Annotated in this window: 30 protein-coding genes; 17 read left to right on the top strand and 13 right to left on the bottom strand. The window is 53.4% G+C overall.

Annotation, left to right across the window (positions count from 1 at the left end; genetic code table 11):
• Positions 1 to 459 carry a molybdenum cofactor biosynthesis protein MoaE gene (locus P1U71_RS11075; protein WP_301105671.1) on the top strand — a complete coding sequence of 153 codons (459 nt, stop codon included), beginning with the start codon at positions 1 to 3 and terminating at the stop codon, positions 457 to 459.
• On the opposite strand, the gene P1U71_RS11070 is transcribed toward P1U71_RS11075, so the two are convergent.
• Both P1U71_RS11070 and P1U71_RS11065 read right to left on the bottom strand, forming a co-directional pair.
• Entirely contained in the window at positions 456 to 1,808 is a 1,353-nt protein-coding gene (locus tag P1U71_RS11070; RefSeq protein WP_301105670.1) for a hypothetical protein, read from the bottom strand. The genes P1U71_RS11075 and P1U71_RS11070 overlap by 4 nt on opposite strands.
• A gap of 141 nt (positions 1,809 to 1,949) precedes the next feature.
• Positions 1,950 to 2,834 carry a branched-chain amino acid aminotransferase gene (locus P1U71_RS11065; RefSeq protein ID WP_301105669.1) on the bottom strand — a complete coding sequence of 295 codons (885 nt, stop codon included), beginning with the start codon at positions 2,832 to 2,834 and terminating at the stop codon, positions 1,950 to 1,952.
• A gap of 105 nt (positions 2,835 to 2,939) precedes the next feature.
• Here P1U71_RS11065 and P1U71_RS11060 point away from each other — a divergent pair, with 105 nt between their 5' ends.
• From P1U71_RS11060 to P1U71_RS11050, 3 genes are read left to right on the top strand one after another with little or no spacing between them, the layout of a single operon-like run.
• Positions 2,940 to 3,434 (top strand): MarR family winged helix-turn-helix transcriptional regulator, encoded by a 495-nt coding sequence (locus P1U71_RS11060; RefSeq protein WP_301105668.1) that lies wholly within the window; start codon positions 2,940 to 2,942, stop codon positions 3,432 to 3,434.
• 29 nt (positions 3,435 to 3,463) lie between these two features.
• Positions 3,464 to 4,144 (top strand): response regulator, encoded by a 681-nt coding sequence (locus tag P1U71_RS11055; protein WP_301105667.1) that lies wholly within the window; start codon positions 3,464 to 3,466, stop codon positions 4,142 to 4,144.
• Positions 4,132 to 5,499: an ATP-binding protein gene (locus tag P1U71_RS11050; RefSeq protein WP_301105666.1), complete on the top strand. Its 1,368-nt coding sequence runs from the start codon at positions 4,132 to 4,134 to the stop codon at positions 5,497 to 5,499. The genes P1U71_RS11055 and P1U71_RS11050 overlap by 13 nt, the downstream gene beginning before the upstream one ends.
• Before the next feature lie 7 nt (positions 5,500 to 5,506).
• Here the strand turns inward: P1U71_RS11050 and P1U71_RS11045 are convergent, their stop codons facing one another.
• The 6 genes from P1U71_RS11045 to P1U71_RS11020 form a co-directional block, all read right to left on the bottom strand.
• Positions 5,507 to 5,851: a hypothetical protein gene (locus tag P1U71_RS11045; RefSeq protein WP_301105665.1), complete on the bottom strand. Its 345-nt coding sequence runs from the start codon at positions 5,849 to 5,851 to the stop codon at positions 5,507 to 5,509.
• A 24-nt stretch (positions 5,852 to 5,875) separates the two neighbouring features.
• Entirely contained in the window at positions 5,876 to 6,217 is a 342-nt protein-coding gene (locus tag P1U71_RS11040) for a tRNA-binding protein (RefSeq protein WP_301105664.1), read from the bottom strand.
• Between the two features lie 52 nt (positions 6,218 to 6,269).
• On the bottom strand, positions 6,270 to 6,779 hold the full coding sequence (locus P1U71_RS11035; protein WP_301105663.1) for a hypothetical protein: 510 nt from the start codon (positions 6,777 to 6,779) through the stop codon (positions 6,270 to 6,272).
• Positions 6,780 to 6,859: 80 nt separating this feature from the next.
• Positions 6,860 to 7,672 carry a pyrroline-5-carboxylate reductase gene (gene proC, locus P1U71_RS11030; RefSeq protein WP_301105662.1) on the bottom strand — a complete coding sequence of 271 codons (813 nt, stop codon included), beginning with the start codon at positions 7,670 to 7,672 and terminating at the stop codon, positions 6,860 to 6,862.
• Positions 7,673 to 7,674: 2 nt separating this feature from the next.
• Positions 7,675 to 8,181: a YbjN domain-containing protein gene (locus P1U71_RS11025; protein ID WP_301105661.1), complete on the bottom strand. Its 507-nt coding sequence runs from the start codon at positions 8,179 to 8,181 to the stop codon at positions 7,675 to 7,677.
• A gap of 227 nt (positions 8,182 to 8,408) precedes the next feature.
• A complete protein-coding gene (locus tag P1U71_RS11020; RefSeq protein ID WP_367281174.1) occupies positions 8,409 to 8,723 on the bottom strand; it encodes an accessory factor UbiK family protein in 315 nt (104 codons plus the stop codon).
• 111 nt (positions 8,724 to 8,834) lie between these two features.
• Between P1U71_RS11020 and lgt the strand changes: the two genes are divergently transcribed.
• The 13 genes from lgt (at position 8,835) to P1U71_RS10955 (ending at position 19,192) form a co-directional block, all read left to right on the top strand.
• Positions 8,835 to 9,644: a prolipoprotein diacylglyceryl transferase gene (gene lgt, locus P1U71_RS11015; RefSeq protein ID WP_301105659.1), complete on the top strand. Its 810-nt coding sequence runs from the start codon at positions 8,835 to 8,837 to the stop codon at positions 9,642 to 9,644.
• Positions 9,641 to 10,705 carry an SAM-dependent methyltransferase gene (locus tag P1U71_RS11010; protein ID WP_301105658.1) on the top strand — a complete coding sequence of 355 codons (1,065 nt, stop codon included), beginning with the start codon at positions 9,641 to 9,643 and terminating at the stop codon, positions 10,703 to 10,705. The genes lgt and P1U71_RS11010 overlap by 4 nt, the downstream gene beginning before the upstream one ends.
• A gap of 1 nt (position 10,706) precedes the next feature.
• Positions 10,707 to 11,471: a peptidoglycan editing factor PgeF gene (gene pgeF, locus P1U71_RS11005; protein ID WP_301105657.1), complete on the top strand. Its 765-nt coding sequence runs from the start codon at positions 10,707 to 10,709 to the stop codon at positions 11,469 to 11,471.
• A gap of 108 nt (positions 11,472 to 11,579) precedes the next feature.
• Positions 11,580 to 12,401: a hypothetical protein gene (locus P1U71_RS11000; RefSeq protein ID WP_301105656.1), complete on the top strand. Its 822-nt coding sequence runs from the start codon at positions 11,580 to 11,582 to the stop codon at positions 12,399 to 12,401.
• Positions 12,402 to 12,561: 160 nt separating this feature from the next.
• Complete coding sequence (locus P1U71_RS10995; protein ID WP_301105655.1) at positions 12,562 to 13,497, top strand: ribose-phosphate pyrophosphokinase; 936 nt, start codon at positions 12,562 to 12,564, stop codon at positions 13,495 to 13,497.
• A gap of 96 nt (positions 13,498 to 13,593) precedes the next feature.
• Entirely contained in the window at positions 13,594 to 14,265 is a 672-nt protein-coding gene (locus P1U71_RS10990; RefSeq protein WP_301105654.1) for a 50S ribosomal protein L25/general stress protein Ctc, read from the top strand.
• On the top strand, positions 14,231 to 14,884 hold the full coding sequence (gene pth, locus P1U71_RS10985) for an aminoacyl-tRNA hydrolase (protein WP_301105653.1): 654 nt from the start codon (positions 14,231 to 14,233) through the stop codon (positions 14,882 to 14,884). The genes P1U71_RS10990 and pth overlap by 35 nt, the downstream gene beginning before the upstream one ends.
• Positions 14,885 to 14,886: 2 nt before the next feature.
• Complete coding sequence (gene ychF, locus P1U71_RS10980) at positions 14,887 to 15,984, top strand: redox-regulated ATPase YchF (protein ID WP_301105652.1); 1,098 nt, start codon at positions 14,887 to 14,889, stop codon at positions 15,982 to 15,984.
• Positions 15,985 to 16,057: 73 nt separating this feature from the next.
• Positions 16,058 to 16,525 carry a MaoC family dehydratase gene (locus P1U71_RS10975; RefSeq protein ID WP_301105651.1) on the top strand — a complete coding sequence of 156 codons (468 nt, stop codon included), beginning with the start codon at positions 16,058 to 16,060 and terminating at the stop codon, positions 16,523 to 16,525.
• On the top strand, positions 16,522 to 16,971 hold the full coding sequence (locus P1U71_RS10970; protein WP_301105650.1) for a MaoC family dehydratase: 450 nt from the start codon (positions 16,522 to 16,524) through the stop codon (positions 16,969 to 16,971). The genes P1U71_RS10975 and P1U71_RS10970 overlap by 4 nt, the downstream gene beginning before the upstream one ends.
• 108 nt (positions 16,972 to 17,079) lie before the next feature.
• On the top strand, positions 17,080 to 18,051 hold the full coding sequence (locus P1U71_RS10965; protein WP_301105649.1) for an SPFH domain-containing protein: 972 nt from the start codon (positions 17,080 to 17,082) through the stop codon (positions 18,049 to 18,051).
• A 5-nt stretch (positions 18,052 to 18,056) separates the two neighbouring features.
• Positions 18,057 to 18,524: an NfeD family protein gene (locus tag P1U71_RS10960; RefSeq protein WP_301105648.1), complete on the top strand. Its 468-nt coding sequence runs from the start codon at positions 18,057 to 18,059 to the stop codon at positions 18,522 to 18,524.
• An 11-nt stretch (positions 18,525 to 18,535) separates the two neighbouring features.
• A complete protein-coding gene (locus P1U71_RS10955; protein ID WP_301105647.1) occupies positions 18,536 to 19,192 on the top strand; it encodes a dienelactone hydrolase family protein in 657 nt (218 codons plus the stop codon).
• Here the strand turns inward: P1U71_RS10955 and P1U71_RS10950 are convergent, their stop codons facing one another.
• The 5 genes from P1U71_RS10950 to P1U71_RS10930 all read right to left on the bottom strand — a co-directional run bounded on the left by P1U71_RS10950 (position 19,193) and on the right by P1U71_RS10930 (position 23,097).
• A complete protein-coding gene (locus P1U71_RS10950) occupies positions 19,193 to 20,053 on the bottom strand; it encodes a VOC family protein (protein WP_301105645.1) in 861 nt (286 codons plus the stop codon). It lies immediately after the preceding gene.
• A 40-nt stretch (positions 20,054 to 20,093) separates the two neighbouring features.
• Positions 20,094 to 20,717 carry a LysE family translocator gene (locus P1U71_RS10945; protein ID WP_301105644.1) on the bottom strand — a complete coding sequence of 208 codons (624 nt, stop codon included), beginning with the start codon at positions 20,715 to 20,717 and terminating at the stop codon, positions 20,094 to 20,096.
• An 86-nt stretch (positions 20,718 to 20,803) separates the two neighbouring features.
• Positions 20,804 to 21,331 (bottom strand): adenine phosphoribosyltransferase, encoded by a 528-nt coding sequence (locus tag P1U71_RS10940; protein WP_301105643.1) that lies wholly within the window; start codon positions 21,329 to 21,331, stop codon positions 20,804 to 20,806.
• A 12-nt stretch (positions 21,332 to 21,343) separates the two neighbouring features.
• The gene (locus P1U71_RS10935; protein WP_301105642.1) at positions 21,344 to 22,225 is read right to left on the bottom strand and encodes an S-methyl-5'-thioadenosine phosphorylase; all 882 of its coding nucleotides are present in this window, start codon (positions 22,223 to 22,225) and stop codon (positions 21,344 to 21,346) included.
• A 104-nt stretch (positions 22,226 to 22,329) separates the two neighbouring features.
• Positions 22,330 to 23,097, bottom strand: a complete 768-nt coding sequence (locus P1U71_RS10930) for a cytochrome c1 (RefSeq protein WP_301105641.1) — start codon at positions 23,095 to 23,097, stop codon at positions 22,330 to 22,332.
• Positions 23,098 to 23,152: the final 55 nt, after the last annotated feature.

Genomic DNA, 23,152 nt, shown 5'->3' with positions numbered 1-23,152 from the left:
ATGATCCGCGTCCAGCCCGACATCTTCGATATTGGCAAAGAAATAGAAGTAATGACGAACGGACGCACGGATATTGGCGCTGTCGTCAGCTTTACCGGTCTCGTTCGTGATTTCAATGACGGAAGTAAAGTCACCGGCCTCAGTCTGGAGCATTATCCCGGCATGACGGAACGGGAGCTTGCAAAAATTGAAGAAGAAGCGAGGGCACGCTGGGACCTGCAGGATTGCCTGATCATTCACCGCTATGGGGAGATGGCACTTGGTGAGCCTATCGTGTTGGTAATTACGGCATCCCCGCATCGTCAAGATGCGTTTGAGGCCGCGCATTTCCTGATGGACTGGCTGAAAACCAAGGCCCCCTTCTGGAAACAGGAAGTGAACGCCCGTGGGGAGACCAACTGGGTAAAGGAGCGTGAAAGCGACCTTAAAGCGGCAACCCGCTGGAAATCAGATAGTTAGAGCTGCTTTTGCCGTTCGATCAGCCACTCTCCGGCGAGTCGGTTCGCTTCCGCGATTTGTACTGGAGACATTTTGGACATCAGTACTTTGTTCATTTTTGGGGCGGCGTGATCGCCCTTCGCGCCGGAAATAAGCGACCATTTCAACGCCTCAATCCGCACCAGCGATACCTCGATTTCTGTTTGCGCCTCTGCATTATCAAGATCTGCAATCTTCGCTTGCTCGAATATTTCCTCAACTGCGTCCTTATTCAGCCCGTTAAGCGATTTAAGCGCGGTCAGGGTCTCTGTCTTAGATTCGGTCAAAGGGGGTTCCGTCACCTTTTCCGCAACGGGGCTTTTCACAGCATCGGAAGTGGTTGCAAGAGCTACTTTTTGCGGCTCCGCTGATACTTTCGGCGTAACAGCCATTTCTTTCGTTGTTGACGGCGCAGGAGCACTGGCATCTTTAGCTTCGGGGGCCACCGCTTTCACGGCTGACTTATCGGTCATCGCCGAGACTTCCTGCATAGTTTCTGCGGCTTTGGGCTCAATCTTTGCCGCCGCTACTGGCGCTGCCGTCGGGGATGCGGCCGCAACCGCCGTTCCGCCTGTAGTTGAGGCCGAGGCTGCGCCGCCCTGCTGCTTGGCCATCAGGTCTGCAAGGCGTGCTTTTGCTGCGGCGAGACTGGTCTGGCTTTGCTGGTTATCCTTCTGGGCAATGGCGCGGCGCTGCTCCTCAATCTTCTGCTCTCTGAGTTCGGCCTGACTCTTGGCTTCTTCAGCGGCCGCCTGCGCGGCCTGAATGGCTGCCTGACGGCTTTCCTCAAGCGCTTTTGCTTTTGCCTCCGCATCCGCTTTGCGTTGCGCGATCAACTCACGCTGCGCGGCGGCCCGTTGCTCGGCAAGTGTATCCTCGGTAACGGCTGCAGACTGCTGCTCGGGCACAGCCATCGTTGCCTTGGCTTCTTGAAAAGCCGCTTCATCCTGCCCCGTAAAATCACGATACCAGAGCCCCAATGTCGCAAGGGACCGTGTCTGCGCCGCGCGCAGATCGTCCGTAGACATTAAACCCCGAAGCCGCTCGGTTGCTTCGCTTGCTTCCTCAAAATCCTGAGCGGCGGCAAGCTTGAACCAGGCATAGGCCTCAACGATATCCGCCTCAACGCCATCCGATCCTTTCTCAAAAATTTGGCCAAGCGCATATTGTGCCCTGGCATCGCCGCGCTGTGCCACCGGCTGCCATTCTTCAATTGCCGTGGAGGCATCATCTCGATCAAGGGCCTCCTGCCCTTTTTCAAAACTCGCCTGAACAAACTGTGTACTCAGAAGAACCAGCCCCAATGCCAGTGAAAAACGCCTTGCTTTCATAATGATCCAGTGTCCCGATTAGTCTACGGCTTAATCAATTTCTTATATATAGGCTCTATTTTAAATGAAATTACACAAAAATCAAAATACCCGTCTCAACATAGTTAAGACGGGTATGAAATATAGCCTATTTTAGCAATTTTAGGCGGCAATCTTTCTGCGGACGCAATTCTCATAATCCTTGATCAACAGCGCGCAGATATCGCCGGGCGTAAACTGATAAGTATCGATGCTGCTGACTGGCGTTACTTCTGCCGCTGTCCCCGTCAGGAAGCATTCATCAAAGTCGGCCATTTCTTCGGGCATGATCGCGCGTTCGACAACTTCGATCCCGCGCGCTTTTGCAAGATCAATCACCGTCCGTCGCGTAATACCGTCCAGGAAACAGTCCGGTGTCGGCGTATGCAGGGCTCCGTCCTTGGTAAAGAAGATATTCGCACCCGTCGACTCGGCGACACGACCGCGATAGTCAAGCATCAAAGCATCATCAAACCCTTCGGCTTCCGCCTCATGCTTGCTCAGCGTACAGATCATGTAAAGACCCGCTGCTTTTGACTTGGTCGGAATTGTCTCGGGCGACGGACGCTTCCATTTGGAGAGTTTCAACCGAATGCCTTTCATGCGGGCCTCAGGCGAGAAATAGCTCGGCCAGACCCAGGCGGCGATACCCAGATTGATGCGATTGTTTTGCGCGGAAACACCCATCATCTCAGACCCCCGCCAGGCAACCGGACGAACATATCCATCAATAATCTTGTTAGCGATCACTGTTTGGCGCGATGCTTCGTTAATTTCCTCAGCAGTCTGTTCCGGCGTGAAGCCGAGAATGCGCGCGGATTCGATCAGCCGATCCGTATGCTCCTCAAGTTTGAAAATCTCACCGTCATAGACCCGTTCCCCTTCAAACACACTGCTGGCATAATGCAATCCATGTGTAAGGACATGGATGTTTGCATCGCGCCATGGTACGAGTTTACCATTCAACCAGATAAAGCCATCACGTTCGGCAAAAGAGGAGGTATCCATTTTGAAGCACCTTGCGTTATTATAATATCGTATATTCCCAAAAATAAGTTCGATTATGTCGAATCGAATGATGATTTTGTAACATTATAAGAAATATATGTCAACATGACTGACGTAAAATCTGTAAATAACCCACTTTTTCTTCGCGAAGAAGAGCTTCGGCAGGCGATAGAACTCCTGTTTTTTGCCTATCGCGACTTCACGGCGGGTGCGGATAATATCCTGGAAGACTATAATTTCGGTCGGGCGCATCACCGGGTGATTCACTTTGTCGGGCGCAATGAAGGCATGACCGTGTCGGAATTGCTCGATATTTTACGAATCACGAAGCAAAGCCTGAACCGAGTCCTCAGCAACCTGATTAAACGCGGGTTCGTCGAGCAGCGGCAGGGAGAGGAAGACCGGCGTCAACGCTGCCTCTATCTCACGGAAGAAGGACGCCTTTTGGAACAAAAGGTGAGCCGGGCACAGCGCGAACTTGTTGCCAATGCCTTTCGGGAAGCCGGCGGGGAAGCAGTCGCGGGCTATCGAAAGGTCCTAACCGGCCTGATCGACGAGACACATCGCGATACCGCGCTGAACCGGATCCTGAAAACATGACAACGAAGCGCAACGGATAGCCCATGGTGATGGATAACGCCCCTCATATTCTGGTGGTGGATGACGATACGCGGCTGCTCTCCCTCCTGAAAAAATACCTTATGGATAACGGGTACCGCATCTCCACAGCGACCAGCGCCGAAACCGCCGAAGACAGGATGACCGGTTTCTATTTTGACCTGATCGTGCTGGACCGGATGATGCCGGGAGGCGACGGGATTGAACTGGTACGCCGGATGCGTAACGGATCCGGAATGAGCCGGGAAGTACCTATCCTGATGCTGACCGCAATGGGAGATGCGGAAGATCGCATTCTCGGGCTGGAAGTCGGGGTGGATGATTATCTTAGCAAACCCTTCGAGCCGAGGGAGCTTTTGCTGCGCATTGATGCCATTCTACGGCGGTCCAAGACGGAGAAGCTCAAAGATCTGCATTTTGGCGCCTTCACCTTTAATCTGGAGCGCGGCGAACTTCTGAAAGATGGCGAGATGATCAACCTGACATCCGGTGAATCGCTCCTGCTGAAATCCCTTGCCGCCATGCCCGGTGTTCCGATCAGCCGGGAAGACCTTTCCCTGTCAAGCGGAAGCCAGGGTCGCGCCGTCGATGTGCAAATCACGCGCCTCAGACGTAAAATTGAAGAGGATCCAAAATTGCCTCGACATCTTCAAACCGTGCGCGGTGAAGGATACGTCTTATGGGCGGATTAACTGTAGTTCAGGAAGTTTACCGCCAGATCACAGCGGGTTTTATCAAGAACCTGATGCCACGGACACTGTTCGGGCGATCAATCCTGATTGTTGTCCTGCCTATTCTGCTGCTGCAAATTCTGGTGACCTATATATTTTATGAGCGCCATTGGGATGATGTCGCCCGACGTCTCGCGCAAGGAGTCGCCGGTGATGTAGCCGCCGTCATTTCTCTTCGCGATCGCTTTCCCGGCGAGACGGCGGAGGCGGATATTCTCAACATCGCACGCGGGCAGATGCGCCTTGCCGTGAGCATTAAAGAAGGCATGCGTCTTCCCGAAGGTAGTGACAAACAGCAAAACTACGGCTTTCTGGAGAGCCATCTGGTAAATGCGTTGAAGGAAAGCCTGCCCGCCCGCGCCTTCAATATCTCAACCAATAAGAAGCTTGAATCCGTTATCCTCCTAATCCAGCTTCCCGATGGTGTTTTACAGGTCATTGTTCGTGACAAGCGGCTCTTTTCCACGACGACCTATATCTTTGTGATGTGGATGGTCGCGATCTCCCTCGTCCTCTTAGGCGTCGCACTTTTGTTCCTGCGTAATCAAATGCGCCCCATTCGCCAACTGGCGACCGCCGCCGAACAATTCGGTAAAGGACAGTTTGTCGACGATTTCAAACCGAGCGGTGCGCAGGAAATCCGCTCCGCGTCCCGCGCCTTTCACGTCATGAAGCATCGTATTCTTCGCCAAATCACCCAACGGACGGAAATGCTTGCCGGGGTGAGCCATGACCTTCGCACGCCGCTCACCCGCATGAAGTTGCAACTCGCGATGATGCCGGAGGGTGACGAAAGCAAGACCAGCCTTGAGGGCGATGTCGTCGATATGGAAAAGATGGTCGAGGGGTATCTCGCCTTCGCCCGCGGGCAGGAGGCCGAGGCCGTCGAGGAAACCGACATTACAGAACTTTTTCAGGATACCGTCATGAATGCGCGTCGTCAGGGCATGGCCGTATCGCTGGAAACACCGAAGAATCTTTATACCGAAATAAGGCCCAGCAGCTTCAAACGCTGCATTACGAACCTGTTAAACAATGCGGCACGCTACGCAACGGAGATATGGATCACTGTCAAAGCGACCAATTCGGAGTTGGTCATCCTCATCGATGATGACGGCCCGGGCATACCGGAGAACAGGCGAAAAGATGTGTTCCGGCCATTCTTCCGCCTGGATCCGTCCCGCAATATGGAAACAGGCGGAAGCGGCCTCGGCATGACCATCGCCCGGGACGTTATTCACGGACATGGCGGACAGATATCACTTGGCGACTCGCCCGCGGGCGGCTTGCGGATCGAAATCCGTCTGCCGCTCTAGCGGGAGATCATTTGCCAAACGGGGCGAATGCCTGCTGAATTTCACTGACAGCCTTCTGGTCAGTGACTGGCACTTTTGCGAAAGCTGTATTGGCAAGAGCAAGAACCGGCGGAATGGTCGCCATGGCCAGCTGCGGTGTTTTTGCCGCCTTTGCCATCATGAAAACCTCATTGACTTCGCTGTTCAGACTTTGCGTCAGGCTGGCAACGTCCTGATCCCGGGTCTTGAACACAGAAAATGCCTGACTTGCGTGTCGGCAGGCTTCGTTTATCTGCTGGGTCTGTTTTTGAAACAGGGATGTCAGGTCAGGCGGCGACGGCATATCGTTATTGTCATCATTGGCATCGGCCATCGCTCTACTCTCTTCCCTTTCAAGTTAGTGAAGGCGGCCTCCGATCGGCACGTCATGATCCGGTCTCGCAAGGGAAACATTCCCCTCCGCATCGCTGAAGCCCAGCACAAGAACCTCCGACATGAAGGGTCCGATCTGCCGGGGCGGGAAATTCACTACCGCCATCACACGCCGCCCCACAAGCTCTTGCGGATTATAAAGAACCGTAATTTGGGCCGAGCTTTTGCGAATGCCAATGTCATCCCCGAAATCTATCTTCAGCTTATAGGCCGGTTTGCGGGTTTCGGGAAACTCCACCGCCTCGACCACCTTACCAACACGAATATCCACCTTCAAAAAATCGTCAAATATAATTTGTTCTGTCATATCTCTCGCATCTCCTTAGTTTCGGAGATGCTATTGCAAAACGTTTGGAAAATCATCCGCCGGAGGAAAATTTCTCCGCGACCTGTTCAATCGTGGCAAGCGACTGCTCCATGGATTTGTTGATGGCGTCAAAAGACTTGCTGGTCGATGCCGTCAGAGTGTCCGCCGCCTTGCTCAAATTATCAACAGTGAGGTTCAGGTTGTCGATTTCTGACTGAATATCCGGCGTTGCCCCCGGCCCGACTTTCGCCGTCCCGACGGAGCTGTTGAGTGACGCTTGCAAATTCCCGACTGTTTGCTGCAAAGTCGAGCGCTGCGCGGCAACGATATCCTGCAAGCCTTTTGATGCGGCCTGCACTGCCGCCGTCATCTTTTGCATATTCTCATTCTGCATCGTCGTGACGGCGCTGAGGTCGGGAATGATCAGTCCGCCTGCGGCTGTTGGTGCTCCTCCGCCTCCGCTGCTGGAAGCCGCGTTCGCGCTATCACTTGCGGGTGTCTCCGCCGAATTTGACGCCGCAGGGGGGAGTGTTGTCTGCTGTGACTCGGGGTTATCGCTCATCGCTCTATCCTCAAAAGAGTATAGAGAGTATATAATTGATTATTTACTACTTTAAAGAGAATATCTCAAAATACTGTTCTCTACCCCAGTTCTTTGGACCGGGCGGTGGCGGCCGCGACGGTCTTCTCCATCAGAGAACCAAGGCCATTTTCCTCATTCATCAGAACTTCAAGGCCCGCCGCCGTCGTCCCGTTAGGGCTGGTAACATTCTTGCGAAGCTGTGCGGCTGTCTCGTCTGATTGACGAGCGAGAGCCCCTGCCCCGGCAACGGTTTCCTGCGCGAGCTGAACCGCGAGATCTTCCGGCAACCCGGCTTTCACACCGGCGACAGTCATCGCCTCAATCATATAGAAAACATAGGCCGGACCAGAGCCGGAAAGCCCGGTTACCGCATCCATCAAGGCTTCATCCTCGATCCAGGCAACTGATCCGATGGCCTTCATAAGCCGGTCACAATGATCCTTCTGACCGGTAGAGGCATGCGCATTGGGGCAGCACACAATCATTCCCTGATGCACGGCGGCGGGGGTATTGGGCATCGCCCGAACTATGGCGGATGTTTCACCGAATGCTTCTTCGAACGTTGCGATCCTTGTGCCTGCTGCAATTGAAACGACCAGACTTCCCTTTTCTGCGAATGCCCGGAATGTCGGCAGAACATCCCCGATAACCTGCGGCTTAACGGCAAGGATAATCACATCCGGCTGAAAATCTCCCGGAATATCGGTGGCAGAGCTAACTCCTGTGCATTCGAGTTTTTGTGCAACAGACAGATTTTCAGAATTTGGATCGACGACGACAATGTTGGCCGGATCAATATCGTTATCGATCCAGCCACCAAGCATTGCCTGCCCCATCTTGCCGGAACCGACAAGCAGCAGGGAAAGGGTCATTCCTATGCCTCACCCATCGTTTCGAACATGGCAGCATCAATGGCCTCTTCAGGCGTTTTGCCGCCCCAAAGGCAGAACTGAATGGCCGGATAGAATTTTTCGAGTTCACTCATGCCGATCTCGACCAAGGTCTGGATCTGCTCGTTTGTCACGACGCAGGCACCGCTCAGCAACAGTGAATGGCGGAAAAGGATCATTCCCTCCTCCCGCCAGGTATCGAAATGACCGACGGGCATGCGCTCGTTGACGCGTGCCAGCAATTCATAAACGGATCCATATTGCCGTTCCGGTATCTTGACGTCATATGCGCATGAAAAATGGATGGCCCGAAGGTCAGACCGCCATGAAAACCAGAGATGATACTGGCACCAGCTCCCCTCCACTCCGACAGTGAGTTCGTTATTACCCTGACGGTCAAAAGACCAGTCATTATCGACGATGATGCTTTCTATAAGGTCAAGGGGATTGGAGTCTTCGAGTTCTTCGCGCGTGAGATACAAGGACGTCATGGAAGCATTCCTTTCAGAACCATCCCGCCGGCTGGCGCCCTGTTACTTACCTCAAAGCTCAGCCGGTAAGGAAATCTACTACAGGCCATATATGGTGCCGCAAATTCAACGACGCCATAAATCTAGCGTAGTCTGACTTGAGTTGCGGCGCAACAAAGAATATGGCTTCTGGCTATATTTCTTGTGGATAAAATTGAGACGCCCGCAACATCTAGTTGCCGGATGCTTTACTTATCAGTCGGAGTAGATTTGCTTTTCGGGGCGGTCTTACGCGCGCGTGGTGCCTTCGATTGAGCAGCAATTTTTTCCTCTAACGCAGCAAGACGTTCTTTCAACGTCTCATTTTCCTCTCGCGCGAGAACGGCCATTGCCTTGACAGCATCAAACTCTTCCCGCGGGACTAGATCCATTTCATTGATAAAGCGCTCCAGCCGTTGATGAAAAAGATTTTCCCATTCCGTTTTAACACCCTGCGCCGTCCCGAGAGCTCCTGTGGCAAGTCGGGCGAGGTCATCAAAAAGCCGTGAGTTTGTCTGCATCACTTTGGATCCTTAAAATTACCCGTTAATAATGACAACAGGCAACGGTGAAAGCAACCTCTTTAACCTTGATTTGCTTGCGATTATTTCCAAGAGCTTTATATAGTAGCCCGCATGATATTATCGACCCTTTTCACGGCGATCGCGTTTCCCGAAATCGACCCCGTCATATTTCAGATCGGGCCCTTTGCCATCCGCTGGTATGCCCTTGCCTATGTTGCCGGGCTGATCATCGGCTGGCGCCTGATGATGCGGCTCGCGGGATCGGAAGGCTCGAACATTTCCGCGAAGCAGGTCGATGATTTCCTGATCTGGGCGACGCTGGGCGTTATTCTGGGCGGGCGGCTCGGTTATGTCCTGTTCTATAAGCCGGACTATTATTTCAGCCATCCAGCAGAAATCTTTATGGTTTGGCAGGGCGGCATGTCATTCCATGGCGGCTTCCTCGGCGTGGTTCTCGCAACCTTGCTCTATTGCCGCTTTCAGAAGATTGTCATTCTGGAGTTCGGAGATCTTCTGGCCACCGTCGTGCCGGTTGGGCTGTTCTTCGGGCGGATCGCCAATTTCATCAATGGTGAGCTTTATGGCCGCAAGACGGATGTTCCCTGGGGCATGATTTTCCCGGGCGGAGACGACTTACCCCGCCATCCGAGCCAGCTCTATGAGGCCCTTCTTGAAGGCGCAATGTTATTTGCGATCCTGCTCATTTTCCGCAAAACCCGATACGCAGAGAAGCCGGGCTTTATTATGGGTCTCTTTTTTGCGGGCTATGCTGTTGCCCGAAGCATTGTCGAGTTCTTCCGTGAGCCCGACGCCTATCTCGGCTTCCTTGCAGGCGGGCTGACGATGGGACAGCTGCTCTCCCTGCCCATGTTGATTGTCGGCCTTTACTTTATGTTCCGTCCTTCCCGCAAAGCCGCATGAATGAACTAGGGAAGATCCTCGCGGCGGAGATTGAGAAAAGCGGCCCGATCTCTCTTTATGACTATATGAAATCCGCGCTTGGACATCCGGAGTATGGGTATTATTCCCGGCAGGAACCCTTCGGCGAACAGGGCGATTTCATTACCGCGCCGGAGATCAGCCAGATGTTCGGCGAACTAATCGGGTTATGGGCCGTCGATGTCTGGTTCAAACTCGGCAGCCCGAAAAAATTCCATCTTGTGGAACTTGGCCCGGGGAATGGCACCTTGATGACGGACGCATTAAGGAGCGCCCGTGTTGTTCCAGATTTTCTAGCGGCAGCGCAAATTGAATTGGTAGAGAACAGCCGCCGCCTCAGATCAAAGCAGGCTGAGGCCTTATCTGGCTTCACACCTTCCTGGCATGACGAACTGCCTGAACTTGAGGGCGCACCGGTTATTCTGATCGCGAATGAATTTTTCGACGCCTTGCCCATCCGGCAATATTGCTGTCAGGACGGTGGCTGGCATGAACGCCTCGTGACGATTACCGGGAATGAGTTTACCTTTACCCTCTCACCGGAGCCTGCCTCCCTCGAGAGCGCACCGGTCGGCGCGGAGCGCGATGTCTATGAGATCTGCCCCGATGGAGAAGTAATCACCGACCGGATCAGCAAGCTACTCGCTGCAAATGGCGGAGCGGCCTTGATCATCGATTATGGCGCGACGGATACATTGCTTGGCGATAGTTTTCAGGCAGTCAAGGGCCATGGCCCTGTCGATCCGCTCAGTAATCCGGGGGAAGCCGACCTGACCGCCCATGTCAAATTTGTAACGCTAAAAAATGTTGCCGCTTCCCGCGATATCGCGGTTCAGGGTCCGACTACGCAAGGACGCTTTCTCGAACGGCTCGGTATTGAGGCCCGGCATCATATGCTTCGTCAAAAAGCGGATAAAGCGCAAAGTAAGAAGCTGGATTCGCAACTCCGTCGATTAACCAGCGCGGCGGAGATGGGAACTCTTTTCAAAGCCATGGCTTTATCCCATAATATGCCTGTCGCAACGGAAGGGTTCGGGAGTTGATATGCTGACAAGTCGGATATTGGAAAATGATGCCCTTGCACATGGCTTCTTTACGCGCGAAGGCGGAATATCCGAAGGGCTTTACAGAGGCCTCAATTGCGGGCCCGGCTCAAACGATGCCCCGGCGCGTGTAACGGAAAACCGTTCCCGCGCCATGGCCATGATCGGCCAATCAGCGGAGGCCCTTCGAACTGTTTATCAGATCCACAGCACCGAAGTTCTTGTCCTCGACAATGATCAAGAACTTACCCCACGACCGAAGGCGGATGCCATGGTAACGAAAGTGCCGGGGCTGGCACTCGGTATTCTGACGGCGGATTGCGTTCCGGTTTTATTTGCGGATATGGAAAATGGCGTTATCGGCGCCGCACATTCCGGCTGGAAAGGTGCTCTTGGCAATATCAGCGCTTGCGTTGTTGAGGAAATGACCAACCTCGGCGCGAGCAAGCAAAACATCCGGGCGGCGATCGGCCCGGCAATTGCGCAAGTGTCCTACGAAGTCGGTCCGGAATTCCCGGCACCCTTCCTGAAACAGGATCCCGCAGCAGAGAAGTTCTTTATCCCCTCTGAAAACCCGGAGCGGCATATGTTTGATCTAACCGGCTTCGTGCGGGCCGCACTCGAGAAGCTGGAAATCGGCGGCATTGATCATCTGGATAATGACACCTGCACTGAAGAAGACCAGTTTTTCAGCTACCGGCGGATGGTCAAAAGAGGGGAAGCTGATTATGGTCGACAGCTTTCCGCTATCGTCCTGAATGGCTAACGCACTTGTGAAAGAAGGGTAAAATGCCGTATATGGTCATCTTTATCGTGATTTGTCTGCTGGGAGTGCTTGCAACCTGTGCAATGTAATTTGCTCATTAGGAGTTTGATGGTGGTATGGGCCATCGCTCTTGTCGGTTGCCAGCCGCTGGAGCGGCCCTTTCAACCGGAGGCCAAATCTTCCTGGCGTGCTGCGCCCGGCCCTCGGGCGGCACTCTATGTGGAGCCCGTAGAGGACGGCCCTGCAGGCCTTGAAACCGCCATCGCCACAAAGCTGCAAAATCTTGGCATAGCTGCCTTCTCCGGCGCTGCGGCGGCGAACCGTTATTACGTGCGGGGCAATATTATTGACAAGGACGGCGGACGCTACCTCAATTGGGCGATTTTCGATCCGCAAGACCGCGATACAGGGCTCTACGCGCTCGAAAAGCTTACAACCGCAGAAAATTCTGCAGAAATGCCGCCGGAGACGATTGAGGCTCTGGCTGTCAAATCCGCCAGCGATATTGACAAGCTGCTTGGTGGCGATGGCATAAATTTCGCGATGATTAACAAGCCTATTATTTTTGTCCCTATTGTGGAAGGTGCCCCGGGGGATGGCTCTGAGAGCCTCGCGGCCGCCATTCAGGATGAACTGGTCCGGCTAGGCCTTGATGTTTTACCGACCGAAACCGGCGCGAATTTTATTGTCCGCGGGCATGCGGAAATCACACCGCCGAAACTCGACACCCAGATTATCGAGCTTGTCTGGAGTCTGGAGCGACGAAACGGCGAACAGGTCGGCCAGATCCGGCAGCGCAACAGAATCAGGGCGGGATCGCTAAACGGTGCCTGGGGCGATGTTGCCCGTCTGGCGGCTCGCGGAGGTGCGGGCGGCGTCTATGATCTTCTCAAAAAAAGTGAGCCGGACTATTTTAAGTCAAAATCATGACGTTATTTTGCAATTTCCGTTAAAAAAGGGCGTTTAAAGCGTTTACAGGACTTAAGGCCCTTGGTAAGTTCCGCCCGCCGACGCCAACTCGTTCATTTTAGCGCGAGGGGCAGTGTGTTTTAACTGAAAAAAGCCCTCTACTGACTAAAGGAACGCTCCTATGAAAGTGCTTTCGGGAAATGGCAATCGACCGTTGGCGGAAGCCATCACCAACTATCTCAAGCTTCCCCTGACAGATGCGGATGTCCGTCGCTTCTCGGACATGGAAGTCTTCGTTGAAATTCATGAAAATGTGCGCGGCGAGGACCTGTTCGTTGTCCAGCCAACCTCATTTCCCGCAAATGACCATTTGATGGAACTGCTGGTTTGTATTGATGCCCTGAAGCGGTCATCTGCATCACGAATCACTGCAGTCCTTCCCTACTTTGGCTATGCGCGGCAAGACAGAAAGCCGGGACCAAGAACTCCCATCTCGGCGAAGCTCGTCGCCAACCTGATTACGACCGCCGGCGCAGACCGGGTTTTGACCATGGATCTCCATGCCGGACAGATCCAGGGGTTTTTCGATATTCCAACCGATAACCTGTTCTCCGCCCCCGTTATTGTCCCCGATATCGAGGAGCATTATGGCAAGGGCGGCGATATCACGATTGTCTCTCCCGATGTTGGCGGTGTTGTTCGCGCTCGCGCCTATGCCAAAAGACTTGACGCAGACCTTGCAATCGTGGATAAGCGCCGGGAAAAAGCCGGTGTTTCAGAAGTGATGAATATTATCGGTGACGTCAAGGATCAGCGTTGCATCCTGGTTGATGATATCGTGGACAGCGCCGGAACACTGTGTAATGCGGCCAAAGCCCTGATGGACAAAGGTGCGAAAAGTGTTTCGGGTTATGTGACCCATGGCGTCCTCTCAGGCGGCGCGATTGCTCGCATTAACGACTCGGCCCTTGACGAGATGGTGACAACCGACAGCATCATGGCCACGGAAGCGTTCCGCGCTTCCAGCAAGATGCGGCAAATTTCCGTCGCCCCGCTGATTGGCGAGGCGATGTACAGAATTTCGAAGGAAACTTCGGTTTCCAGCCTGTTCGACTAATCGCACAGGCAATAGGCGGCGCGGGCACCCCTGGAGGCACGCGCCATTTTGGCACCGGGTTTTCCCGGTGTTGCTCGCTTAAGTAGGAGATATACAATGAGCGAAAATGCAGTGTTAATTGCAGAAACGCGTGACCGGGTCGGAAAGGGGACCTCCCGTGCATTGCGTCGTGACGGACGGACACCCGCCGTCATCTATGGTGATAAAAAAGACCCCATTTCCATTTCGCTGGAAACCAAGGAACTTGTGAAAACCGTCAATCAGGGCGCTTTCCTGTCAACGGTTTTCACCGTTGAGGTCGGATCAACCAAGCACAACGTACTACCCCGCGATATGCAGCTACATCCGATCAACGATATGCCGGTGCATGTGGACTTCCTGCGTGTTTCCGCTAAATCGCAGATTGCGGTTATGGTTGTCGTTCGCTTCCTCAATGAAGAGGAATGCGTGGGTCTCAAACGCGGCGGTGTCCTTAATGTGGTTCGCTACGAAATCGAAATGATGGTGCCGGCGGGCAATATCCCGGAAGCCATTGAGATTGACCTGCTGAACTATGACATTGGCGACAGTGTTCATATTTCAGAAGTAACCTTGCCCGAAGGTGCGCAACCGACAATTTCGGATCGTGACTTCACGATTGCTACAATTGCGGCACCGACTGTTGAGCCAGATCCTGAAGATGAGGATGAGGCAGAAGGCACAGAAGGCGTTGAGGCCGAAGCAGGCGCCGAGGATGCAGGCGAAGAAGCCGAAGAATCCGAAGACTAATCAGGATGGAATGATGATTTTGCTGGTTGGCCTTGGAAATCCCGGTAAGGGATATGCAGGCAACCGGCATAATTTTGGATACATGGCGGTGGATGAGATTATCCGCCGCCATTCCTTTATGCCGGAACGCGTTCGATTTCAGGGGCTGGTCGCTGAGGGAAATATCGGCGGAACAAAAATCCTTGCGCTGAAACCCGCGACCTATATGAATTTGTCCGGGCAGTCCGTCGGCGAAGCGGCCCGATTTTACAAAATTCCCATCGAAAATATCATCGTCCTCCATGATGAACTCGACCTACCACTCGGCAAGGTACGCGTAAAAACGGGTGGCGGCCATGGCGGCAATAATGGCGTCCGGTCCATCACAGATCATATCGGTGCCGACTTTTGCCGGGTTCGCTTAGGCGTTGGCCATCCGGGCGAGAAACATCTGGTGTCCGGCCATGTTCTGAAAGACTTTGCCAAGGCTGAAATGCCCATTGTGGAAAATATCATCGACAGCGTGGCTCGCCATATTGGGCTTATCGTGGCCGGAGACACCTCAAGTTTTATGAACAAGATTGCCCTCGACATTGCGCCGCCGAAAAAAGACCCGGCGGATAAAAAAGAAGGAAACTGAGTATGGGGTTTAAATGTGGAATTGTTGGCCTTCCCAATGTCGGCAAGTCAACCCTGTTCAATGCCCTGACGGAAACGGCCCAGGCGGCAGCAGAGAATTACCCTTTCTGCACGATTGAGCCAAATCTTGGCCAGGTTCCCGTCCCTGACGAACGCTTGGTCAAACTGGCCGGGCTTGCCAATTCGAAGGAAATCATCCCGACACAGCTGACTTTCGTTGATATCGCAGGGCTCGTGCGCGGCGCAGCAAGTGGTGAAGGCCTCGGTAACAAGTTCCTCGCCCATATCCGCGAGGTGGACGCCATTATTCAGGTTGTCCGCTGTTTCGAGGATGATGATATCACCCATGTGGATGGTAAGATCGATCCGCTTTCCGATATCGAGACGATCGAGACAGAGCTGATGCTGGCGGACCTCGAAAGCCTTGAGAAGCGGACCGAAGCGCTGGTTAAGAAAATCCGGGGCGGCGACAAGGAGGCCAAGAAGCAGTCTGAATTGATCGACCGTGCCCTTGTTGCACTGCGCGACGGTAAGCCGGCCCGAATGGTCGAACTCGCGGATGATGAAGTAAAAGCTTTTCGCAATTTGCAGCTTCTAACCCAGAAGCCGGTTCTCTATGTTTGCAACGTCGATGAAGGAAGCGCCGCGACGGGCAATGCCTATTCGGACAAGGTCACAGAAAAGGCATCCGCTGAACATGCGGGAACCGTCGTGATTTCGGCGGCCATTGAAGCGGAAGTCGCGCAGCTCGACGCGGAAGAGCGCACCGAATTCCTCTCTGACCTTGGCCTCTCGGAAACCGGGCTTGGGCGTATCATTCGGGCGGGTTATGATCTCCTTGATCTCATTACTTACTTCACGGTCGGCCCTAAGGAATGCCGTGCCTGGACAGTCACCAAGGGTACGAAAGCACCGCAAGCGGCAGGCGTCATTCACACTGATTTCGAAAAGGGCTTTATTCGGGCGGAGACAATCGCCTATTCTGCTTATGTGGAGCATGGCGGAGAAAACGGCGCGAAAGAGGCCGGCCTCATGCGGCTCGAAGGGAAAGAATATGTCGTTATGGATGGCGACGTACTGCATTTCAGATTTGCCAACTAACCGCTGGGCCCGTACCTTGAATAAGCAATAAATGCGTGAATGATCGCGACAAGATCAGAAGGTGAAAAAAATAATGCGTTATTGGGAAGACTTTACCGTCGGAATGGTTATGGAATTCGGCGGGTATGAGGTGACAGAAGAAGAAGTCATTGAATTTGCGACCGCGTTCGATCCGCAGCCCTTTCACATCGATAAGGACGCCGCGAAAGAGCATTTCTTCGGCGGCATAATCGCCAGCGGCTGGCATACGGGATCGATGTGCATGAGAATGATGGTTGATAATTACCTGATTGATTCAGCCTCCGTGGGCTCACCAGGGATAGAACAACTTCGCTGGAAACAGCCCGTTCGTCCCGGTGAAGTCCTTCATGTAAAGGCGGAAGTCCTTGATCGTAGCCTGCCAAAAAGCCGCCCTGAACTCGGCTTCGTCAAATTTTCCCATACAGTCCTTAACCAAAAGGACGAGGTCAAAATGACCATGATTTCAAGCGGCATGTTCCTCCGTGACCCTGAGCGATCTGAAGCGGAGGATTCTCAATGAGCAAGATATATTTTGAGGATATCGCCGTCGGGGATAAAACCACGTCTGAAAGCAGGACCGTCACGAAAGAAGAAATTCTTGATTTCGCGCGCAAATACGATCCGCAGTCCTTTCATATCGATGAAGAGGCCGCGAAGAAGAGTATCTATGGCGGGCTGATCGCGTCCGGCTGGCATACGGCGTCGACCCTGATGCGGCTTCTCGTTGATAATATGACGAACAGTCGTGCAGGTCTGGGCTCTCCGGGGTTTGATGATCTGCGCTGGATCCGGCCGGTTCGGCCCGACGACAGCTTGCGGTATGAATCAACTGTTATCGAGACCAGAAAGTCTGAATCCCGGCCCGACATGGGAATCGTGCGCGCAGAAGTCAAACTCTTCAATCAGAATGACGAAGTTGTCCTCAACATGAAATCCATCGGCATGGTAAAAGCCCGCCCCGAATAACACCGCCCAAAACTCTAAGTCCGGCGGATTTTTAGCTTAGGCCTGACGACTTTACATTATATAGTCCAACAAGCCTGTTATTTATCCGGCAATTCTAGGGGTAGTGAAATGGATTTTTTCTTGTCTGGCTTCGCGATTTTCGTCGTCGTTCTAGTCATTTTTGCGATTGTCATCGTCTTTATGGGCGTGACGATTGTCCCGCAAGGATATCAATTCACAATCGAGCGCTTCGGCAGATATACGCGCAGCCTGCACCCCGGCCTTGGCCTGATCATACCGTTCATTGACCGGATCGGCGGCAAAATCAATATGATGGAGCAGGTGTTGGATATTCCGACGCAGGAAGTCATCAGTCGCGATAATGCCATGGTGCAGGTCGACGGAGTTCTTTTCTTTCAGGTTCTGGACGCTGCCAAATCAGCCTATGAGGTTAGAGACCTGGAACGTGCCATACAAAATCTTGCGCAGACGAACCTTCGTACCGTTCTTGGCTCCATGGACCTTGACGAAGCGCTCAGCCAGCGCGATGCCATCAATGTCCGCCTGCTGACCGTAATTGATCAGGCATCAACCCCCTGGGGCTTGAAAGTAACCCGTGTCGAGATCAAGGATATCACGCCCCCTCTTGATCTTGTGGAGGCAATGGGGCGGCAGATGAAGGCGGAACGGTTGAAGCGCGCGGTCATCCTGGAAGCGGAGGGTGTTCGTCAATCGGAAATCCTGAAGGCCGAAGGTGAAAAGAAATCCATGATCCTGGAAGCAGAGGGTCGCCGTGAGGCCGCTTTCCGTGATGCGGAAGCGCGGGAACGCGCCGCCGAAGCCGAAGCCAAGGCGACCCATGATGTATCGGAGGCCATTGCGGCGGGCGATATCCAGTCCATCAATTACTTTATCGCCCAGAAATATACCGAAGCGATGAAGGAAATCGGCATGGCCCGCAATTCGAAAGTTATCCTCATGCCGATGGAGGCAAGTGCTCTCGTCGGATCACTTGCAGGCATTGGATCCATTGCCAAGGAAGTCTTTGGCAAGGATGAAGACGGACGCCGGTCGGGCGGCTCTGTCCCAACGGTCGAGTAACGGCGATGCTTGATCAAATTATCACATGGCTCGCCAGCCTCGAATTCTGGTCATGGTGGATCCTCGGCCTGATCCTGGTGATCCTGGAAGTATTTGCACCCAGCACCATCTTTCTCTGGCTCGGGATATCCGCCGGCATTGTCGGCGTTATTGCATGGATAGCTCCCGACATGCGATGGGAATATCAATGGATACTCTTCGCCGTCATCGCCATTGGCAGCATTGCCATCTCGCGCCTTTTCTTAAGAAAACACCCCGGCGTCGAAGATAACACCACTCTCAATCAGCGCGGTGTCCAGTATGTTGGCCGTCATTTTACCCTAACGGAACCCATTCTGAATGGCCGCGGCAAGATCCATGTGGACGATACTCAATGGGCGGTCGAAGGCCCGGATTTGGAGGCTGGCGAGGTCGTGAATGTTACCGGCGTGGATGGTACGCTTCTAATCGTAGAACCTGTTACAAAAAACTAGAGGAAATAGTCATGGGAGAAATGATTGAGCTGACGGCAGAGGATAGCCATAAACTTTCCGCATATAAAGCAACTCCAAATGGGGAAGCCAAAGGCGGTGTCGTCATCCTGCAGGAGATTTTCGGCGTCAACAGCCATATCAAGGAAGTCTGCGATGGCTACGCCAAGAAAGGCTATATTGCTATTGCCCCTGCCCTGTTTGACCGGGTTAGCCCTAATATCACGCTCAACTACGAACAGTCCGATATCCAAACGGGCCTTGGATATATGAAACAGATAGCCGCCGAAGACGCGCTCAAAGATACGGACGCCGCCGCAAAAGAGATAGCGGACGCCGGAGATATCACGGTAATCGGATATTGCTGGGGCGGCAGTCTCGCCTACCTCGCGGCCTGCCGTCTTTCCGCCATCAGCAAGGCGGTTGGGTATTACGGCGGAATGATCCCGCAAAATTTAGGGGAAGAACCGAAAGTGCCGATTATACTGCACTTCGGCGACGAAGACGCCTCAATCCCAATGTCTGCCGTTGATGAAGTTAAAGCGAAGCGGCCGGATATTCCTGTTTATGTCTATTCCGCAGGACATGGATTCAATTGCAATCACCGCGCGAGCTATGATGCGGAAAGCGCCAAACTCGCGCTCGACCGCACACTAGAATTCATAGCGTAATTAGCCAGCTGTAAATTCCAGCAACAGGCCACACGCTTTCGCCGGATCAACCCGGAGGGTGCCATTCGCTATTTTTTGCGGCGCGGCACCACTTTCCGTGAGAAATTTTGCCGCCTGATCCAGATTTTCGACCGCAATCGTCATGGCAATCAGATGCGGTAGAGCTGGCATCTCATCTGAAATCGTCAGGCCCGGGAACAATAGGTCAATATCCCGGTCATTTACGAAAATCAGGCTCCCCCGCCCAAAGCGCACAGTCAATGTATTATCGGTCAAGGTAACATTAATGGAGCCGCAAAGCCGCTGGTAATAGGACGCCAGCACAGCGGGATCTTCCACTACCACAACAATGGAGTTAATATATTTTGCGCCGTTTGGATGCTCTAGCCAGTCAGGCTGACGTACCAGCTCCGGCGTCAGGTGATGACAGATAAACAGATTTTTAGCTGTCAGCCCCGCCGAAGACGTGAGCCGGATCAGCTTGAACTCTGGCAGGACATCGCCCTCAGGAAGTTCCAGCTTGCGTTTTAGCGCCAACAGCTCGGACGGCTCCAACCCATCCTCAATAAGGGACTGATGAGTGGCTTCAGGATCATCGCTTGCAAGCGCAACACCGAGTAACCCCTCCCCGCGCTCAGCAAGAGCCTCATCAAGGCCATTGGTCTCCAATGACGGGTCTACGATGCCAAGGAGCTCGATATAATCCTCCCCGAACATAATGCAGTAGTTTGCCGTTCCCCAGCCAATATGCGATCCCCTCGGCGTTGCCGTAAACCCCAGCTTCTCGTATGCGGATCGCGCATCTTCAAGACCCTCAACCCCGATCAGAACATGATCAATTCCGGTTATATTATGTAGCATTCCCTACTCCGATTTTTTATGTGATCGGTTATGAGCTAAATCACGCTGTTCGACGGACAAAAGCCGTTAGCAAACCTGCAGCAATCAGAAAACTCGCGCCTAAGCGATTAATGACTTTCAACATCCGCGGGTTTTTGAACCTCTCCCTCAGATTTCCGACCAGGAAAGCCCAGATTGCAACATTTATTGCCGCGAGCACAAGGAAAGTCGCTTCCAAAATCACAAATTGTATAAAGGCAGGCTCATTTACAGTCACAAATTGCGGAACGAATGCGACGAAGAAGACAATACTTTTCGGGTTAAGGGCCGTAACGACATACGAAGCACGAAACATTGCCATCTTTGATTGCGCATTCGTTGAGCGAACTGTCCCCATGCCGCCTTCGGTCCGCCAGAGCTTGATCCCGAGCCAAACCAGATAGATAGCGCCCAGTATTTTCAATGCGGTGAAGAGTGTTGCCGAAGCCGCGAGGACTGCACCTGCGCCCAGCAGGGAGGCCGTCATCGCCGTAAAATCCCCAAGCGTGACACCCGGCACTGTTGCCCATGCGGTTTTCCGTCCCTGACCAAGCGCATAGCTTATGACAATCATGACCGTGGGCCCCGGAATGGCGAGAAGGGCTGCGCTCGCAATAAAGAACGATATCCAGATTTCGAATGACATATCTTTTCCTCATTTTCTGTCTTTGCTCAGCAAAGACATAGCCGGGGGAAAATAACAAGTCTCTTCATATCAACCAAAAGGCGGATTTAATCCCCTTCAAACTCACACAGCGTTCGGACGTTTACACCCATCCCGGCGACACGCTTCGCGCCACCGATATCCGGGAGATCAATCACAAAGGCTGCGCCAATCACCGTGCCACCCGCATGACGGATAAGATTGATGGCCGCCGCCGCCGTACCGCCCGTCGCAATAAGATCGTCAACCAGAAGAATATTCTCACCTTCTTTTATGGCATCCTGATGAATTTCAACCGTGTCGGTGCCGTATTCCAGATCATATTCTTCGCTATGGACTGCTCCGGGTAGCTTCCCCTTTTTGCGGACGGGAATAAAGCCGACGCTGAGCTGGTGGGCAATGGCGCCGCCAAGAACGAACCCTCGCGCCTCAATCCCTGCGACCTTGTCGATCCTGACACCGGCGTAAGGCCAGACCAGTTGATCGACGACATGGCGAAACCCGCCTGCGTCTTGCCAGAGCGTCGTGATGTCACGGAACAATATTCCCTTTTTCGGGTAATCAGGGATGGTCCGAATAACAGATTTTATGTCCATGGTGGCTCCTGGTTAAAGGACACGGCCTGCGACGGCGTCAAGCTTCTTCATGATTTCAGGATCGCGCGCTTCCGGCGCAGTGATCAGGGCGTTATCAAGCGCATGATGGCACCCCGTATTGCAAGATGACTGGCGGGTGCTTAATGAAGGGACTACCGTTTTGACCAAATGCCGGGCGCTATCCGCATTTTTCATCAATACCTCGATGATCGTTGTTACCTCAACAGCATCATGTTCCGGATGCCAGCAGTCATAGTCCGTTACCATCGCGACGGTCGCGTAACATATTTCGGCTTCCCGGGCGAGCTTGGCTTCGGGCATATTAGTCATGCCGATCACTTGGCATCCCCAACTCCGGTAAAGCTCGGATTCGGCCAGGCTCGAAAATTGCGGCCCCTCCATCGCGAGATAGGTGCCGCCTCTATGAACAGGAATACCGGCTTCCTTCGCGGCATTCTCCAACGCATCGCCAAGGCGGGAGCAGACCGGATGCGCCATGCTGATATGAGCAACTAAGCCAGTGCCAAAGAAGCTTTTCTTACGGTCAATCGTCCGGTCAATGAATTGATCGACGATCACAAATGTGCCGGGCGCGAGTTCTTCCTCGAACGAACCGCAGGCGCTGACAGAGATGATCTCCGTCACCCCGGCCCGCTTCAACGCATCGATATTCGCCCTGTAATTTACCTCGGCAGGGGGTATGCGATGCCCTCTTCCGTGACGAGGCAGAAATACCATTTGAGTGCCCTCAAGCGAGCCAAAGAGCAATTCATCCGATGGCTCTCCAAAGGAGCTCTCCACCGCTTTCCAATGAGTATCCGTGAGCCCATCAAGCTCATATACTCCGCTCCCTCCGATGACACCGATAACCGGCTTTTCGCTTGTTGAACTCATTTAATCCTCCAACTTTCTATTGGCGGAAATTTAGCCTTGATACGAATGACATGCCATAAAAAAGGGCGCTTCGAAAAGCGCCCTTTCAGTTCAACGTCTATCTTTTAGTGAAGGTCTGACCAGACTTTACGTTTCACCGCATAGAAGATGCCTGCCAGAATAAGCAAGAACAGGATCACCCGGAGGCCGATGCTCTTGCGTTGCTCCATTTTCGGCTCAGCCGCCCATGTCAGGAACACCGTGACATCCTTTGCCATCTGATCGACGGTTGCTGGCGTATCATCGGAATACTCAACCGCATCTTCCGACAGTGGTGGCGGCATCGCAATCTGATGCCCCGGGAAATACCCGTTGTAATTCATCCCCTCAGCGAGGTTAAAATCAGCAGGCGCGTCCTCATATCCAGTCAGCAGGGAATACAGGTAGTTATCACCGTCCGGACGGGCCTTGCTCATCAGCGAGAGGTCCGGCGGATAGGCACCGCCGTTTGACGCACGGGCTGCCTGTTCGTTCGGGAAAGGCGACGGGAACTTATCCGACGGCTTACCTGGCCGATCAAACATTTCACCTTCGCCATCCGGACCGTCTTCATATTCGGACTCTGCTGCGATCGCCTTGATTTCCTCTTCACTGAAACCAAGATCGGAAAGGGTGCGGAATGCTACCAGACCAAGACCATGACAACCGGCGCAAACTTCACGGTACACTTGAAGGCCCCGTTGCGCCGCCGCGCGATCGTAGGTTCCGAAAATTCCGCCATGCTTCCACGCAACGGATTTGAGTTCAACCGCTTCCCCGGCGGCGTGAGCGGAACCCAGGCTGCTTATGGAAACCAGAGCCGCAATACCGAGAGACGTCAATAATTTAAGCATTGGCCGCCTCCTCACTCGCGGGCTTCTTGGACAAGACATCCTCCGAGATACTCGC

Source organism: Sneathiella sp., assembly GCF_029233945.1.
Taxonomy (GTDB): domain Bacteria; phylum Pseudomonadota; class Alphaproteobacteria; order Sneathiellales; family Sneathiellaceae; genus Sneathiella.
Note: the sequence above shows the minus strand (reverse complement) of the source record. Positions and strands in the feature narration are given on the sequence as shown.